The organism is Klebsiella sp. A52 (assembly GCF_018388785.1).
GTDB lineage: Bacteria > Pseudomonadota > Gammaproteobacteria > Enterobacterales > Enterobacteriaceae > Klebsiella > Klebsiella aerogenes.
Genome location: NZ_CP074437.1, coordinates 376,527 through 392,837 on the forward strand (window position 1 = coordinate 376,527; position 16,311 = coordinate 392,837).

A 16,311-nucleotide genomic window follows, 5' to 3' on the forward strand; every position below is an offset into this window, starting at 1 on the left:
ACGATGCTTGTCTATTGGCTGGATATTATTGGCACAGCCGTATTTGCTATCTCCGGCGTATTGCTGGCGGGGAAATTACGCATGGACCCTTTCGGCGTGCTGGTATTAGGCGTAGTGACCGCCGTGGGCGGCGGGACGATTCGCGATATGGCGCTGGCCAACGGCCCGGTGTTCTGGGTTAAGGACCCTACCGATTTGGTCGTGGCGATGGTCACCAGTATGTTAACGATTCTGCTGGTCCGCCAACCGCGGCGCATGCCGAAATGGGTACTGCCGGTACTGGATGCCGTCGGCCTGGCGGTGTTTGTCGGCATCGGCGTGAATAAAGCCTTTATTGCCCATACCGGCCCGCTGGTGGCTATTTGCATGGGCGTGGTCACCGGCGTCGGCGGCGGGATTATCCGCGACGTGCTGGCGCGAGAAGTACCGATGATTCTGCGCACCGAAATCTACGCCACCGCCTGCATTGTCGGCGGTATCGTGCACGCAACGGCGCACTACACCTTTCAGCTGTCGCTGGAAAACTCGGCGATGTTAGGCATGGTGGTGACGCTGGGGATACGCCTGGCGGCGATTCGCTGGCACCTGAAGCTGCCTACCTTTGCGTTGGATGATAACGGACGGTCATAAAAGCAAAACGGTAACCCTGAGGTTACCGTTTTTCGTGTTTGCCGCTCTCTTTGTGGAAGAGGGCTGGAGTCGCTTGCGTTAAACGCTGAACGAGGAGCCGCAGCCGCAGGTGCTTTTCGCGTTCGGGTTAGTCACGATGAAACGTGACCCTTCCAGGCCTTCGGTATAATCGACGGCGCCGCCAACCAGATACTGCAGGCTCATTGGGTCAACCACCAGGCCGACGCCCTGTTTCTCGATGGTCATATCGCCTTCGTTGACCTGATCGTCAAAGGTGAAGCCATACTGGAAACCGCTGCAACCGCCGCCGGTGATGTACACGCGCAGTTTCAGGTTCGGATTGTCTTCATCCGCAATCAGATGTTTTACTTTGTTCGCTGCGGCTTCGGTGAACTCCAGCGGCAACGCTACGTCATCACTCATTTTTTGCTCCCATTGATACTTCCGGCCGATTAAAGAATAACCGGACCTTTTGAGCCATTATCTAATACCCTGGTAAATCGTTCAAGTATTCTCCCGGGGTACCTGCTGCGCTTTCGCCGCCTCTTCGGCCTTCTGCTTTGCCAGGGTACGCTGCAGAATGGTCGAATACAAAGGTTTACCGCCGAGGAACTGTGCCAATAGTGTTGCCCCAAGGCAGGTAATAATCATTGGCAAAATGAGCTGATAGTTATCGGTCATCTCCAGCACCAGCACAATCCCGGTGAGCGGCGCGCGCACCGAAGCCGCCAGCAGCGCCCCCATCCCGGCGATAGCGAAGGTACCGGCATCCAGATGATAGGACGGAAACAGCGGAATGGCAGCCATGCCGAATGCCGTCCCCAGCAGCGTGCCGAGCGCCAGCATCGGGGCAAAAATCCCCCCCGGCGCGCCGGAAGAGAAGCACAGCAGCGTGGTGATGACGCGGGCAATAAAAATGAACAGCAGCAGCCCAACCGAGAAGTTGCCGGCAGCGGCGATCGGGATAAGGTTAAAACCGCCGCCCACCGCGGTCGGCTGCATCAGACCCAGCAGGCCGCACAGCCCGCCGATAAGCCCGCCAATCAACACCCATTTTTTGATATTGCCGCCGTGGAGGCGCTGGAACATATCCTGCGTCCGCAGCACCAGGGTATTAAACAATGGCCCGAAACAGCCGAAAATCATGCCCAGCACCAGGTACAACCACAGGGTATTCACCGGCGCATTGCTCAGCTTGCCGACTTCGATAATCGCCCCTTCGCCGTTAAAAATACGGAACACGATGCTCGACATGATCACGCCGGTAAACACGGCTTTAATCGAAATCAGGTTGTAGCGGAACTGCGGGCGCATCTCTTCGATGATAAACAGAATGCCCGCCAGCGGCGCGTTGAAGGCAGCGGAGAGGCCCGATGCCGCACCGGTGGCCAACAGTGTATGCCGCGCTTCCGGGCTACGCAGACGAAACACATCCACCACCATGCGCCCGATATTACCGCCAAGCTGTACCATCGGCCCTTCGCGCCCCAGCACCATCCCGGCGCCCAGCGTCCCCATGCCGCCGATGAATTTTACCGGCAGCACGCGCCACCAGCGTACCGGACGCAGCTCTTCCAGCGCGCCTTCGATTTCCGGGATCCCGGAACCGCCGGCTTCCGGCGCAAAGCGGCGCACCAGAAAATAGCCGACCATCGCCAGCAGCGCCGACAGGATGAAGGCCAGCGGCCAGACGAGATACCAGTGGTCCGCCACCTGCACCAGGGCGCCAATTCGCTGGTTCTGCACCCAGTTCACGCTCTTTTCAAACGCCACGCCCACCAGCCCGGCCAGCGTGCCGACCACCGCCGCCATCAACAATACCGCCAGCGGCGTTTTATCGCGTTGAATTAAACGGCGGACCGCATCGCTACGGCGCACGCGAACGAACTGATGTGCTTCAAAAGAGGGAGTTTCTGATTTCATGCCATTATCATTTATTGGTAATACAAATGAGAAGAGAGGCATTCTAGCCGCCTCCGCGCCGCGCGTCGTCAAAAAATTGTTTCGTCTGCTTAATGTTTCAATTGGGCAAAACTTTCATAACCTTCATGGAATAACTTAGAATAGCCCGATAACTTTATTCACGAACCAGGATCCTGGCCATGAGCAAATCTGAAAATCTGTATAACGCCGCCCGCGAACTTATCCCCGGCGGCGTCAACTCGCCGGTCCGCGCCTTTACGGGCGTCGGCGGCACCCCTCTGTTTATTGAACGTGCGGATGGCGCCTACCTGTACGATGTCGATGGTAAAGCTTATATCGATTATGTCGGTTCCTGGGGGCCAATGGTGCTGGGTCACAACCATCCGGCCATTCGTAACGCGGTGATTGAAGCGGCAGAGCGCGGGTTAAGCTTCGGCGCGCCAACCGAAATGGAAGTCAAAATGGCGGAACTGGTTACTGAACTGGTACCGACCATGGATATGGTGCGCATGGTGAACTCCGGCACCGAAGCCACCATGAGCGCCATTCGCCTGGCGCGCGGCTTCACCGGCCGCGACAAAATCATCAAGTTCGAAGGATGCTACCACGGTCACGCCGACTGCCTGCTGGTGAAAGCCGGTTCCGGCGCGCTGACTCTCGGCCAGCCGAACTCGCCGGGCGTACCGGCCGATTTCGCGAAGCATACCCTGACCTGCACCTATAACGATCTTGCCTCGGTACGCGCGGCGTTTGAACAGTATCCGCAGGATATCGCCTGTATCATCGTCGAACCGGTGGCCGGCAATATGAACTGCATTCCGCCACAGCCGGAGTTCCTGCCGGGCCTGCGCGCGCTGTGCGACGAGTTTGGCGCGCTGCTGATTATTGACGAAGTGATGACCGGCTTCCGCGTCGCGCTGGCGGGCGCTCAGTCCTATTACGGCGTGGAGCCGGATCTGACCTGTCTGGGTAAAATCATCGGCGGCGGTATGCCGGTGGGCGCTTTCGGTGGTCGCCGCGAGGTCATGGACGCGCTGGCGCCGACTGGTCCGGTGTACCAGGCCGGTACGCTGTCAGGCAACCCTATCGCCATGGCCGCAGGCTTCGCCTGCTTAAGCGAAGTGGCGCAGCCGGGCGTGCATGAAACCCTGACCGAGCTGACCAATCAACTGGCGGATGGCCTGCTGAACGCGGCGCGCGAAACCGGGATCCCGCTGGTGGTGAATAATGTCGGCGGCATGTTCGGTATCTTCTTTACCGATGCCGAAACCGTCACCTGCTATCAGGACGTGGTGAAGTGCGATGTTGAACGTTTCAAGCGTTTCTTCCACCTGATGCTGGAAGAAGGGGTTTACCTCGCCCCGTCGGCGTTTGAAGCCGGCTTTATGTCCGTCGCCCATAGCGAAGAGGATATCAACAACACTATCGACGCCGCGCGCCGGGTGTTTGCCAAACTGTAAGGTACTTGAATGCCTGGTGGCGCAGGGATTTTCCCGGAGGCGGCGCATTGCGCCTTGTCCGGGCTACCAAATCGCACAGCCTTGTAGCCCCGGTAAGCGCTAGCGCCACCGGGGATTTTCCCGGAGGCGGCGCGCTGCGCCTTGTCCGGGCTACCAAATCGAGCAGCACTGTAGCCCCGGTAAGCGCTGGCGCCACCGGGGATTTTCCCTGAGGCGGCGCATTGCGCCTTGTCCGGGCTAGCAAATCGAGCAGCACTGTAGCCCCGGTAAGCGCTGGCGCCACCAGGGATTTTCCCGGAGGCGGCGCATTGCGCCTTGTCCGGGCTAGCAAATCGAGCGGCGCTGTAGCCCCGGTAAGCGCTGGCGCCACCGGGGATTTTCCCGGAGGCGGCGCATTGCGCCTTGTCCGGGCTACCAAATCGCGCGGCGCTGTAGCCCCGGTAAGCGCTGGCGCCACCGGGGATTTTCCCGGAGGCGGCGCATTGCGCCTTGTCCGGGCTACCAAATCGCGCGGCGCTGTAGCCCCGGTAAGCGCTGGCGCCACCGGGGATTTTCCCGGAGGCGGCGCATTGCGCCTTATCCGGGCTAGCAAATCGAGCGGCGCTGTAGCCCCGGTAAGCGCTGGCGCCACCGGGGATTTTCCCGGAGGCGGCGCATTGCGCCTTGTCCGGGCTAGCAAATCGCGCAGCCTTGTAGCCCCGGTAAGCGCTAGCGCCACCGGGGATGTTGAGGCCATCCGGGATCGTTAGCGGCTCTGCTTTCTCAGCAAATAGATAAAGTACGGCGCGCCGATAAACGTCGATAACAGCCCCGCCGGGATTTGGTAGGGGAACATGATCATTCGCCCGCACCAGTCGGCGAACACCAGCAGCATCCCGCCAATTAGTCCGGAAATGACCATATGCGGCATCGTCCGGCGGAATCCCATCATCCTCGCAATATGCGGCGCCATTAAACCAACGAAACTTAACGGCCCAATGGTTAGCGTCGCCGTTGCCGTCAGGCTCGCCGCCAGCAGCAGCAACCCAATACGCGATGGCGTTAATGCCATTCCCACCGCCCGCGCCGCCTCGCCGCCGAGCGGCAGGATGGTCAGCCAGCGGCGACAGAGCGGCGCCAGCGCCAATAGCGCCAACATTACCACCCCGCTACGCAGCACCATCTCCGGCGTCGCGCTATAGGTCGAACCGGACATCCACGTCAGGATTTGCGCCATTCGCGGATCGCCGCTGGCCTGTAGCATCATCAATAGCATGGTGAAAGCGGTGCTCAGCGCCATCCCCGCCAGCAGCATCCGGTGCGGCGAGAACCCCCCGCGCCCGGCGGCGACCAGGATGACCAGCAGCGTCGCCGCCGCGCCAAGACTGCCGGCTGGCAGCAGCCAGACAAAAGCGTTGCCCGGTACGAAGAATAGCATCAACACCACGCCGAACGCCGCGCCAGAGCTGATACCCAGCACTTCCGGGCTGGCCATCGGGTTACCGGTCAGGCGTTGAATAATGCAACCCGCGACGGCCAGCATCACCCCGGCGAACAGCGCCGAGAGCACCCGCGGCCAGCGCCATGGCATTAATTGCTCCAGCAGATCGCCGCTGGCCCATTGCCACCCCTGCGCATCACGGCCAAAGGTCAGCGCGGTGGTTACCGCCAACAACATCAGCGCCAGTCCGCCCAGCGCGAACCACTGCACGTTGCGGCGCTCAATCAACGCCTTATCGCCGCCGTTCATCACCGGCGCGCTGATACTACGCAGCCGCGGCAGTAGCCACAGTAATAAAGGCGCGCCAATCAGCGCGGTGACTGACCCGGTCGACACTTCCCGCCATACCCGGCTGAGCCAGAGAATAATTTGGTCGGAAAGCCACAGGATCAGCGCGCCAAGTAGCGCCGCCAGTACCAGCCGCGATAGCAGGCGGCGGGCGCCGAGCATTTTCGCCAGCAGCGGCGCGAACAGACCGATAAAGCCGATAATGCCGACCGCGTTGACCAGCAGCGCGCTTATTACTATCGCCAGAGTCAAGACGCCAAGGCGCGCCAGAGAAAGCGCCAGCCCGAGATTTCGCGCCACGCCATCATCCAGCCCCATCAACGTTAACGGGCGTAGCAACAGCAGCGTCAATATTGCGCCGCCAAGCAGCTGCGGCCACAGGCGCTGCGCCACGCTCCAGTCGGTCTGCGTCAACGTCCCGGTACTCCACAGGAACATGCTTTGCAGCTGGTCGTGATGGAAAATCACCATCAGCTGATTGACCGCGCCGCAATAGAGACTCACCACCAGACCGGCCAGGATCAGCGTCACCGGCGACAGACGTTTGCCCCACGAGACGCCGAACACCAGCGCGCCGACCAGACAAGCGCCTGCCAGCGCGGCAAACTGCGACGCCAGCACGCCGGGAATCGCCCATAGCGTCGTCACCGTCATTCCGAGCTGCGCGCCGGTGGCAACGCCGAGCGTGGTCGGCTCCGCCAGCGGGTTACGCAGCACCTGCTGGAACAGTACGCCGACGAGCCCCAGTCCGGCACCGACCAGCAACGATACAGCCAGCCTCGGCAGCAAGCTGTAATGGAACAGCATCTGGGCGATATTATCGCTATCCGGCTGCCACAGCGCCTGACGCCACTGCGCGTAAGGTAAAGCAACCTGAAGGTTGATGATGCTCAGCGCGAAAGCGGCAACCAGCAACACGACCAACAAGATAATGGCTAACGGCGAGAAACGCGCCTTCATACCGCCCTCCCCTGCGCATCGGCCAGTACGCGGGCGAAATGCATCGCCGACAGCGTCGCACCATAGAACCATACCGCCGGAAGGCGCTGGAAACGCCCGGCGCGCACGAAAGGCATCGCCTGCCACAGCGGGGTCGCCATCAGCTGGGCCATCTCCCGATCGTTGCCGTGATCGAAACAGATAACATCGGCCTCTTTAAATTCCGCCAGCCGATCGATGCCTACGGTGATACTGCCCCAGAATGCCGCTTCACCGCGCCAGGCGTTTTTGATGCCAAAACGATCGAGCACTTCCTGGAACAGGCAGTTCTCGCCGAAGACCAGCACATGGCGAGCATCAAGTAGCGAAATCATCAGCAGCGGGCGATCGCCACGCTCGGCAAATCGCGGACGCAGGCTTTCCATCAACGCGTCGAACTCCACCAGATGACGCTTCGCCTGCTGTTGCTTACCCAGCAGGTCGGCCATTTCCAGCAGCGAACGCTGGGCCATCGCCAGCGGCCGTTTGCCGTCGCTGAAGGTGAAGCCGCGACCGGGCGCAATGCGCGCCAGCTTTTCCGGCGACGGGCCATAGCCTGCCGACCAGACGATAAACGACGGTTTCATCTGCGTCAGTAATTCAAGATTGGGTTCAGTGCGCAGGCCGACATCAATCACCGAAGCGGGTAACGCCGGCTCATTGACCCACAGGTTGTAGTTGGGAATATCGGCTACGCCGTAGGGCGTAACGCCGAGCGCCAGCAGCAGCTCGGCCGGTAGCCACTCCAGCGCGACGACGCGCTGCGGGTCAACGTTCGCCGCCTGCGCGCCGCGCATCTGCCACAGCAGCGGCGACAGCGCCATTGCCGTCAACAGGCGTCGGCGTGAGAAGAAGTTCGAATTTTCCATCAATAGACAAAACTTACCGGCGCTGCGCCCGCCGGATGCGGCAGGATCCCCATCGGGATGCCGTAGATTTGTTCCAGCGTTTCGCTGCGCATCAGTTCCGCCGGCGTCCCCTGGGCGATCATTTCGCCGCCGCGCAGCGCCACCAGATAATCGCAATAGCGGGCGGCCATATTAATATCGTGCAGGACCGCGATCACCGTCAGGCCACGCTGCTGGCTGAGACGATGCACCAGCGCCAGCACATCGACCTGGTGGGCGATATCCAGCGCCGACGTCGGTTCATCGAGCAGCAGACAGCGGCTATCCTGCGCCACCAGCATGGCGATCCACGCGCGCTGGCGTTCGCCGCCGGAAAGGCTGTCCACCAGCCGATGCGCCAGCGGTTTCAGCCCCACCAGCGCAATGGCCTCTTCTACTTTTTCGCGATCCGCCACGCCGAAGCGCCCCAGCGCGCCGTGCCACGGATAGCGGCCAATCGCCACCAGTTCGCGCACCGTCATCCCTTCCGCCGCCGGCAGTTGTTGCGGCAGATAGGCCACTTTGCGGGCAAACGCCTTGCTGCTCCAGCTGTCCAGCGGCTGGCCGTCCAGCAGCACATCGCCTTCGGAAGGCGGCTGATGGCGGCCAAGCATTTTGAGTAACGTGGATTTGCCGGAACCGTTATGGCCAATCAGGCCAGTGACTTTTCCTGCCGGGAAGGTCAACGAGAGGGGATGAAGCAGCGTGCGGCCAGGCACGCGAAAGGTCACGCGATTTAACGCAAACGTCGTCTCAGAGTGCGGAGTCTGTTCCTGCATAGCAACAACCTGATATTGGGCGCGGCGAACCGCGCCCGTGAGTAGTTAGAAGCGGAAGGTTGCGGTAGCAACAACCTGACGTTCCGCCCCCCAGTAGCATGCGTACTCGCTATAGCAGCTGGAGACATATTCGCGGTCAAACAGGTTGTTGACGTTGACGCCGACCGAGGACCCCGGCAGGCCAAAGCGCGCCAGATCGTATTTCACCGTCGCATCCATCAGCGCATAACCGGCCACATTGAAGGAGTCATTCTTCTTACCGGTACTGGTGTCATTTTTGTAGTAGCTGACCGTCGAACCGATATAACGCGCGCCCGCGCCAATGGTCAGCCCGCTAAGCGCGGTTTCGTGGAAGGTGTAATCCGCCCACAGTGACGCCATGTTACGCGGCACTTCCGCCGGACGCTTGCCTTCGAAGACGGTGTCGTGAGTGTATTCGGCATCGGTATAGCTGTATGCCGCGGTCAGGTTGATATTGGCATTGACCGCCGCCTTCGCCTCCAGCTCAAAGCCGCGGGAGCGGATTTCGCCGGTTTGTACGCTGAACAGTCCGGTCGGATCGTTCGGGTCTGCCGTCAGGTTCTTATCTTTAGTCAGCTGATAGACCGCCGCGGTCACCACCACCGGCATATCTTTCGGCACGTATTTCACGCCGGCTTCATACTGCTTACCGCGCGACGGATCGAACGGCTTGCCGGTGCTATTGGAACCCGATACCGGTTCGAACGATTCGCTGTAGCTGAAGTACGGGGAGATACCGTTATCGAACAGATAGTTGATCCCGCCGCGCCAGCTGAACTGCTGGTCGTGATTTTCCGCCATGCTGCTGGTGGAACGGGTGAAGGTAGACGTGGTGGCGTAATCGTAGCGGCCGCCTAAGGTCATCACCCATTTGTCCCACTCCATCTGATCCTGCGCGTACAGGCCCGTCTGCTCCATACGGTTAAGGACCGCGTACGGGAAGTTGACGTTCACGTTCGGGTTGCCGTACTGCGGATTGGTCATGCTAATGGCATCGGCTGTACCGTAGTCCGCATCAACGTCGTTACGCATCCGCGAGTAGTCCACGCCGGTCAGCAGCGTGTGGTTCACCGCGCCGGTAGCAAAATCAGACTGCAGTTGCGTATCAACGGTAAAGGTATTCAGGTGCTCATCGGAACGCACGTAGGCACGATTGATTTTCCCCGGCTCCTGGTAACCATTGCCGTAGACCGAACGATACAGCGTATGCACATCGGCATAGCGCAGGTTCTGACGCACGGTAAAGGTGTCATCGAACTGATGGGAGAAGCTATAGCCAACCATCTGCTGGCGACGCGACATCTTGTTATCGGACTCGCCTTCGTTGAAGTCGGTTGGCAGCTTGTGGGCCTTGCCGTTGGCATCGTAATACGGCACCACGGTGCCTTCGCGCGGCAGCCAGCCGTAGTAACCCGCATCCGGGTCATTCTGGAAGTTGCTCAGGAAGGTGAAATCGGTTTTATCATCCGGACGCCAGCTGAAGGACGGAGCGACGGCGTAACGGGTCGATTTCGCCATCTGCTGCTGCGCATCCTGGCTGCGGCCTAAACCGGTCAGACGGTATGACCACACGCCGTCATCATCAATGGCGTCGCTGAAGTCGAAACCGGTTTGCCACAGGTTATCGGTGCCCATTTTAAACTGTACTTCTTTCAGCGGCTCGGTGGTCGGACGCTTGCTGACCATGCTGACGATACCGCCCGGGTTGCTGTTGCCGTACAGTACCGAGGTTGGCCCGCGCATCACTTCCACGCGTTCCAGGAAATACGGGTCCATCGAGACTTCAGAGTAGTTGTTACCCTGCAGCTTCATGCCATCCAGATACTGGTTGGTGTTCACCGTGCTGGAGGTGGTGAATCCACGAATGGTGACCACATCATAGGTGGTCGAGCTACCGCGAGTGGAGAAAACGCTCGGCGTGTAAGAGAGCGCTTCTTTGACCGTTGTCGGCTGCTTCATGTCCATCTCTTCGCGGGTCACCACGGAGATAGACTGCGGCGTTTTTTCAATGGGAGTATCGGTTTTGGTGGCCGTGGCGGAACGCTTCGCGGCGATAGTCGGTGCCGGTCCCCAGGCGCTCTCCTGGCTGGCTGGCGCCGCGGTAACGACGAGGGTTTCTTCTTTCGGTTGTTCCGCAGCCTGTGCATAAACAGACATGCCGCTAACCGCCGTGGCTACTACGACTGCGATTTTACGCAGCGAGTGATTTGGCTGAGCAGTTTTAAGACGCGCCATTGGTATATCTCTGATGAAAGTGAATGATAACGTAAACGAGAATTATTATTATGACGGGTGACATAATAGGCGAAACGCGGAATCCAAGGCAAGCGCTATGCCGAACAGGAAGCGCCAAGGGATTAATAAATAACCAGACGGTTATTAAGGAGTTATCACCGTGTTAAGCAGATACCCTAAATAAAAAAGCCCCCTAATACCTTCGTATTAAGGGGCTGTTCAGACGTTCAGCTTAAACGGTTTTAGTTGCCGCCAAACATATCTTTAATCCAGCCGGCCACGCCATCGCTCTTTTCCTGCTTCGCAGGCTGCTGCTGTTGCTGCTGCGGTTGGTTAGCAGGCTGCTGCTGCCCGGACTGGTTGAACGGGTTATTGGCTTCCTGCTGCTGTTGCTGCTGTTGCTGCAGGGCTTCGCCCTGGCGGCACAGCGCATCCGGCGAGGTAGTCCACACCGGCAGCGTACGCATACCGCCGCTACACTGGAAGTAACCGTTGCTGTCCACGCCCATATCCACGACGTCTTCCGGCGGCGTCAGCGCCAGCGGCGTCGGGGTCTGGTTAGCCAGGTAGCGCTGATAAATCGACATCGCGCCGCTGGCCCCGTACAGCTTGGTCGGCTGGTTGTTATCGCGGCCAACCCAGGTAATCGTCACCTGGCTGCCATCGATACCGGCAAACCAGGTATCCACATTGTTGTTGGTGGTCCCGGTTTTACCCGCCAGATGCAGGCCAGGATACTTGGCGCCAAGCTGACGGCCGGTACCGCGCTGCACCACCTGCTGCATGGTCCACAGGGTCATATAGGCTGCCTGCGCCGGAACGGCGCGTTCCGCCTGCGGGTAGCTCTGGTACAGCACCGTACCATCTTCAGCAATAACGGAACGCAGCGCCGACAGCGTTGCGCGGTTACCGCCGCTGGCGATGGTCTGGAATGCCTGCGCGACTTCAATTGGCGTCAGGTTAAGGGCGCCAAGGATCATCGCAGGAACCGCATTCAACTGGTCTTTCGGCACGCCCAGCTTCTGCCAGGTATCGGTGATCGCCGGCAGACCCAGCGACATCCCGAGGTTAACCGTCGGCACGTTCATCGAACGGGTCAGGGCATCCACCAGCATCACCTGACCGCTAAAGCGACGATCGTCGTTCTGCGGCGACCAGGTCTGGCCGTTCGACAAGCGAATCGTCACCGGCGCATCGGCAATCCACGTATTCAACCGATACTGATTCGGCTGGCTCAGCGCGGTCAGATAAGTGGCCGGTTTTGCCAACGAACCAATCGAACGACGCGCCTGCATCGCGCGGTTGTAGCCGGCAAACTGCGGCTCCGCGCCGCCGACCATCGCCCGGACTTCGCCGGTGAAGCGATCGACCACCACCATGGCGGTTTCCAGATCCGGCAGCTTACGCTGTTTCTTCAGTGCCGGGATACCTTCGATGGCCGCTTTTTCCGCCGCATCCTGAGCCACCGGGTCAAAGGTGGTGAAGATCTTCACGCCGGAGAGATCTTTTACTTTATCGCCCAGTTTCGCCTGCAGCTCCTGGCGCACCATCTGCATGAACGCCGGCTGCGGAGAAATCACCCCGCCGCGCGGCTGCACGCCCAGCGGACGGGCGCTCAGCATATCGTACAGCTCCTGGTCGATAATGTTCTGCTGCTGCAGCAGACGCAGCACCAGGTTACGCCGCTCCAGCGCCAGTTTCGGGTTACGCCACGGGTTATAGATTGACGCCCCTTTGACCATCCCGACCAGCAGCGCCTGCTGATCGAGGCTCAGCTCTTCTACCGGGCGGCCAAAGTAGTACAGGCTCGCCAGCGGGAAGCCGCGGATTTCGTTGTCGCCGCTCTGGCCGAGATACACTTCGTTCATGTACAGCTCAAGGATACGATCCTTGCTGTAACGGGCGTCAACGATCAGCGCCATATAGGCTTCGTTGGCCTTACGCCAGTAGGAACGCTCGCTGGACAGGAACAGGTTCTTCACCAGCTGCTGGGTCAGGGTACTTGCCCCCTGCACCGTACGCCCCGCCGTCAGGTTCGCCAGCACCGCACGGCCCATTGAGTACAGGCTGATACCGTCATGCTCATAGAAGTGGCGGTCTTCGGTCGCCAGCAGCGTATCCACCAGCAGATCCGGGAAACCGCTACGCTTAACGAACAGGCGCTGCTCGCCGTTCGCCGACTGCAGCATGGTGATCAGGCGCGGATCAAGACGGAAGAAACCGAACTGACGGTTGTTATCCATATTCTCGATGGTATCCAGATGATCGCCATCGAAGGTCAGACGCGCGCGCACCTGCCCCTCTTTGCTATCCGGGAAATCGAACGGACGACGGATCATCTCGATGCTGTTAGCCTGTACGGTGTATTCGCCAGGACGCGTCATTGCGCTGACCTGACGGTACTGGGTCGCATTAAGCAGGCGCACCATCTCGTTTTTGCTGATCTGCATATCCGGCTCAAGGTTGACCATCCGGCCATACACTGCCGCCGGCAGTTCCCAGACTTTACCGTCAATGCGGCTGCGAATTTTCTGGTCGAGGTAGACGCCATAGGCGGCGATAATTACCGCAAAGACAATCCCCAGCTTAACCAGCAGCCACAGCCAGCTGCGCTTACGACGAGGCTTATTGCCTTTGCCCTTTCCTTTCTTCGGCATCGGTCGTTCATCCTCATAATCGTCATCGTAATCATCGTCGTAGTCCTCTTCCCGGACCCGGCGACGGGTGACTTTTTGTTTTGCCGGGCGTGAAGGTCTCCCTTTACGTCCGATAGGCTCGCGGTCATCTCCCGCCATGCTTTTTCTCCGCAACTTTCAGGCGTAAAGGCCTGATTCTCAATACTTCCTCTTGAAGGAGGAAGAAGATATCTCTCAATTTAACACCCGCCGCGCTGCCGCGGCCGACGTCTTTCATATCATCTTCGAAGAATAATTCATTAAACAAATCATATAATTATCTGTTTAAGCTGAAGAATATCTCCGGACATAGCACGAATTGTCCAGGCCACAGAGAATAGCACTAATCCGCGACATTCTTAACCAGCATTTTACAACCGCAAAACGCGATAAACGGTAAAATATGATGTTTTTTAATAACATAAATATTGCGCCGTGTGACTCAGGCCGCCGATTTTCAGAACCGCGCCCACAGCAAGGGCGCGGCGCCTCAGGAGTATTTTTTCGTCCGCCGGGTCGGCGCGGTATTCGCCGGGTCATCCGGCCAGACATGTTTCGGATAGCGTCCTTTCATCTCTTTTTGCACCTCGCGGTACGCCCCTTGCCAGAAGGCGCTCAAATCGCGGGTAATTTGTAACGGTCGCTGCGCCGGCGAAAGTAATTCCAGCACCAGGGGAACCCGCCCTTCGGCAATGCGCGGCGTCGTCGCCTCGCCAAACATCTCCTGCATCCGTACCGCCAGCGCCGGCGGGTTATCTTCATGATAGCGAATAGCGATACGGCTGCCGGTCGGCACCGTGTAATGGGTCGGCAGCTCGCTATCCAGCTTCTGGCGTAACGTCCACGACAGCCAGTTTTGCAACGCCTGTCGCAGGTCTACCGCCTTGAGCGCCCGAAGCGAATGCACCCCGGTCATCTGCGGCAACAGCCACGCCTCCAGCGAAGCTAACAGCGATGCGTCATCAACGGCGGGCCAGTCCGCTTCCGGCAGCCACTGCGCGGCGCAGTGCAGCCGCAGGCGCAGTTGTTCAGCCTCCGGCGTCCAGTTCAATACCCCGAGCCCCTTATCGCGGATACCGTTGAGCATCGCCTGGTGCAGCTCCGCCTCCGACGGTTTCGCCAACGGCTGAGTTTTTATCACCAGCTGGCCAATGCAGCTACGCCGCCAGGCTTTTAGCGTCCCCTGCGCTTCATCCCACTCCACGGTATCGGAGCGTTGTATCAGCTCAGGACGCTGCGCCACCAGTTGGTCAATATCCAGCGGCAGCGCCAGCAAAATTCGCGCATCGGGCGCCGAACTGCCCTGTAGTAGCAGCGGCGCAATTAGCCATTCGTGACGGCCGAGCGCGTCATCGGCATCCAGCATCGCCCCCATGCCGTTAGCCAACTGATAGCGCCCTTCCTGGCCGCGTCGACGGGCGATCCGGTCGGCAAACGCTGGGGCCAGCAACGCCGCCATCCGCTCAGCATCAGGCTGACCGCCGCGGCTGGCCAACCGCTTCAATAACTGCTGCGCTCGCTGCTGCCAGTTGCCCTGCTGGCGCGCAAACGCGGCGCCTAAGTCACTATTGCCGCCGCGCGGCGGCTCCTCAAGAATAGCCGCCAGTTTCGCCGCCGTCGCCGCGTCATCCGCGGAATCGGCCGCCGTCAGCATGGCCGCCAGACGCGGGTCGTTACCCAGCGCCGCCATTTGGCGCCCGTGAGCCGAAAGGCGTTCGCCCTCCAGCGCCGATAGCGCCGTCAACAGACGCCGCGCCGCCGCCAGATTGATCGCCGGCGGTAGGTCCAGCCAGCGAAGCTCGGCCGGATCGCGGCAGCCCCACTGCAACAACTCCAGCAGCAGAGCCGATAGATCGCTTTGCAGAATTTCCGGATCGCTCTGCGCCGCCGCGCGCTCCGCCTGCTCTTTCGCCAGCAGATGCAGGCAGATCCCCGGCTCCAGACGCCCGGCACGACCGGCGCGCTGGGTCATTGACGCCTGGCTTATCCGCTGGGTGATTAGCCGGGTCAGGCCGGTGCGCGGATCGAAGCGCGCGACCCGCTCCTGAGCGCTGTCGACCACCAGGCGAATGCCTTCGATCGTCAAACTGGTTTCAGCGATATTGGTCGCCAGCACCACTTTGCGCATCCCGGCGGGCGCCGGGAGAATCGCTTTGCGCTGTTCGCTCAGCGGCAGCGCGCCGTACAGCGGGCATAACAGCACATCGCTGGCCACACGCTCGCTTAATTGTTCCTGTACGCGCTGAATTTCGCCAACGCCCGGCAGGAATAACAGCATCGAGCCCTGCTCCTCACGCAGCAGATCCGCGGCGGCGATCGCTACCGCTTCGGCAAAACGCTGATGGCTCGCCAGCGGCGTAAAGCGACGTTCAACCGGGAATGCACGCCCTTCGGAAACTACCACCGGCGCTTCCGGCAACAGGCGCTGCAGACGATCGTTATCCAAGGTCGCCGACATGATCAATAACTTGAGATCGTCACGCAGCCCCTGCTGAACGTCCAACAACAACGCCAGCGCCAGATCGGCCTGCAGGCTACGTTCATGAAATTCATCGAGGATCACCAGTCCCACGCCGGAAAGTTCCGGATCGTGCTGCAAAGTACGGGTTAAGATCCCTTCGGTGACCACTTCCAGACGGGTATTTGGCCCAACGCAGCTTTCGGCGCGCATCCGGTAGCCTACCGTTTCTCCCGGTTTTTCTCCCAGCAGCTCCGCCAGACGCTGAGCGACGTTACGCGCCGCCAGCCGCCGCGGCTCCAGCAGAATAATCCGGCCATCAATGTTGCCATCGGCGAGGATCTGTAGCGGCAGCCAGGTTGATTTACCCGCGCCGGTAGGCGCGTTAAGCAGCACCTGCGGCGCCTGCTGCAGGGCGGAAAGAAGTTCGGGAAGAATTGCGGCAACCGGCAATGAGGACACGAAAGGCTCCGGAGGTTAACATTCGAGGGCAAGCA

The 16,311-nt window shown here is 60.0% G+C and carries 10 protein-coding genes; 2 read left to right on the forward strand and 8 right to left on the reverse strand.

Annotated elements, in window-relative coordinates:
* The first annotated feature begins 3 nt into the window (after positions 1 to 3).
* Complete coding sequence (locus KGA69_RS01785; RefSeq protein WP_032709911.1) at positions 4 to 630, forward strand: TRIC cation channel family protein; 627 nt, start codon at positions 4 to 6, stop codon at positions 628 to 630.
* Between the two features lie 78 nt (positions 631 to 708).
* Here KGA69_RS01785 and erpA read toward each other — a convergent pair whose 3' ends face one another.
* Together erpA and clcA are read right to left on the reverse strand one after the other, a co-directional pair.
* Positions 709 to 1,053: an iron-sulfur cluster insertion protein ErpA gene (erpA, locus tag KGA69_RS01790; protein WP_008807363.1), complete on the reverse strand. Its 345-nt coding sequence runs from the start codon at positions 1,051 to 1,053 to the stop codon at positions 709 to 711.
* Between the two features lie 81 nt (positions 1,054 to 1,134).
* Positions 1,135 to 2,553 (reverse strand): H(+)/Cl(-) exchange transporter ClcA, encoded by a 1,419-nt coding sequence (gene clcA / locus KGA69_RS01795; RefSeq protein ID WP_072251481.1) that lies wholly within the window; start codon positions 2,551 to 2,553, stop codon positions 1,135 to 1,137.
* A gap of 179 nt (positions 2,554 to 2,732) precedes the next feature.
* On the opposite strand from clcA, the gene hemL reads away from it, so the two are divergent.
* On the forward strand, positions 2,733 to 4,013 hold the full coding sequence (gene hemL, locus KGA69_RS01800; RefSeq protein WP_045376565.1) for a glutamate-1-semialdehyde 2,1-aminomutase: 1,281 nt from the start codon (positions 2,733 to 2,735) through the stop codon (positions 4,011 to 4,013).
* 745 nt (positions 4,014 to 4,758) lie between these two features.
* Here hemL and fhuB read toward each other — a convergent pair.
* The 6 genes from fhuB to hrpB form a co-directional block, all read right to left on the reverse strand.
* Entirely contained in the window at positions 4,759 to 6,741 is a 1,983-nt protein-coding gene (fhuB, locus tag KGA69_RS01805) for a Fe(3+)-hydroxamate ABC transporter permease FhuB (protein ID WP_213292761.1), read from the reverse strand.
* Positions 6,738 to 7,628, reverse strand: a complete 891-nt coding sequence (gene fhuD / locus KGA69_RS01810; RefSeq protein WP_213292762.1) for a Fe(3+)-hydroxamate ABC transporter substrate-binding protein FhuD — start codon at positions 7,626 to 7,628, stop codon at positions 6,738 to 6,740. The genes fhuB and fhuD overlap by 4 nt, the downstream gene beginning before the upstream one ends.
* Positions 7,628 to 8,425: a Fe3+-hydroxamate ABC transporter ATP-binding protein FhuC gene (fhuC, locus tag KGA69_RS01815; RefSeq protein ID WP_045390112.1), complete on the reverse strand. Its 798-nt coding sequence runs from the start codon at positions 8,423 to 8,425 to the stop codon at positions 7,628 to 7,630. The genes fhuD and fhuC overlap by 1 nt, the downstream gene beginning before the upstream one ends.
* Positions 8,426 to 8,470: 45 nt before the next feature.
* A complete protein-coding gene (gene fhuA / locus KGA69_RS01820; protein ID WP_045390109.1) occupies positions 8,471 to 10,681 on the reverse strand; it encodes a ferrichrome porin FhuA in 2,211 nt (736 codons plus the stop codon).
* A gap of 242 nt (positions 10,682 to 10,923) precedes the next feature.
* Positions 10,924 to 13,476 carry a bifunctional glycosyl transferase/transpeptidase gene (mrcB, locus tag KGA69_RS01825; RefSeq protein WP_045390106.1) on the reverse strand — a complete coding sequence of 851 codons (2,553 nt, stop codon included), beginning with the start codon at positions 13,474 to 13,476 and terminating at the stop codon, positions 10,924 to 10,926.
* A 370-nt stretch (positions 13,477 to 13,846) separates the two neighbouring features.
* On the reverse strand, positions 13,847 to 16,276 hold the full coding sequence (gene hrpB, locus KGA69_RS01830) for an ATP-dependent helicase HrpB (RefSeq protein ID WP_045390103.1): 2,430 nt from the start codon (positions 16,274 to 16,276) through the stop codon (positions 13,847 to 13,849).
* Positions 16,277 to 16,311: the final 35 nt, after the last annotated feature.

What these genes read in the sequence shown, in the direction of transcription:
- KGA69_RS01785 (WP_032709911.1), top strand. Translation starts at nt 4, where the DNA reads ATGCTTGTCTATTGGCTGGATATTATTGGCACAGCCGTATTTGCTATC.
- erpA (WP_008807363.1), bottom strand. Translation starts at nt 1,053, where the DNA reads ATGAGTGATGACGTAGCGTTGCCGCTGGAGTTCACCGAAGCCGCAGCG.
- clcA (WP_072251481.1), bottom strand. Translation starts at nt 2,553, where the DNA reads ATGAAATCAGAAACTCCCTCTTTTGAAGCACATCAGTTCGTTCGCGTG.
- hemL (WP_045376565.1), top strand. Translation starts at nt 2,733, where the DNA reads ATGAGCAAATCTGAAAATCTGTATAACGCCGCCCGCGAACTTATCCCC.
- fhuB (WP_213292761.1), bottom strand. Translation starts at nt 6,741, where the DNA reads ATGAAGGCGCGTTTCTCGCCGTTAGCCATTATCTTGTTGGTCGTGTTG.
- fhuD (WP_213292762.1), bottom strand. Translation starts at nt 7,628, where the DNA reads ATGGAAAATTCGAACTTCTTCTCACGCCGACGCCTGTTGACGGCAATG.
- fhuC (WP_045390112.1), bottom strand. Translation starts at nt 8,425, where the DNA reads ATGCAGGAACAGACTCCGCACTCTGAGACGACGTTTGCGTTAAATCGC.
- fhuA (WP_045390109.1), bottom strand. Translation starts at nt 10,681, where the DNA reads ATGGCGCGTCTTAAAACTGCTCAGCCAAATCACTCGCTGCGTAAAATC.
- mrcB (WP_045390106.1), bottom strand. Translation starts at nt 13,476, where the DNA reads ATGGCGGGAGATGACCGCGAGCCTATCGGACGTAAAGGGAGACCTTCA.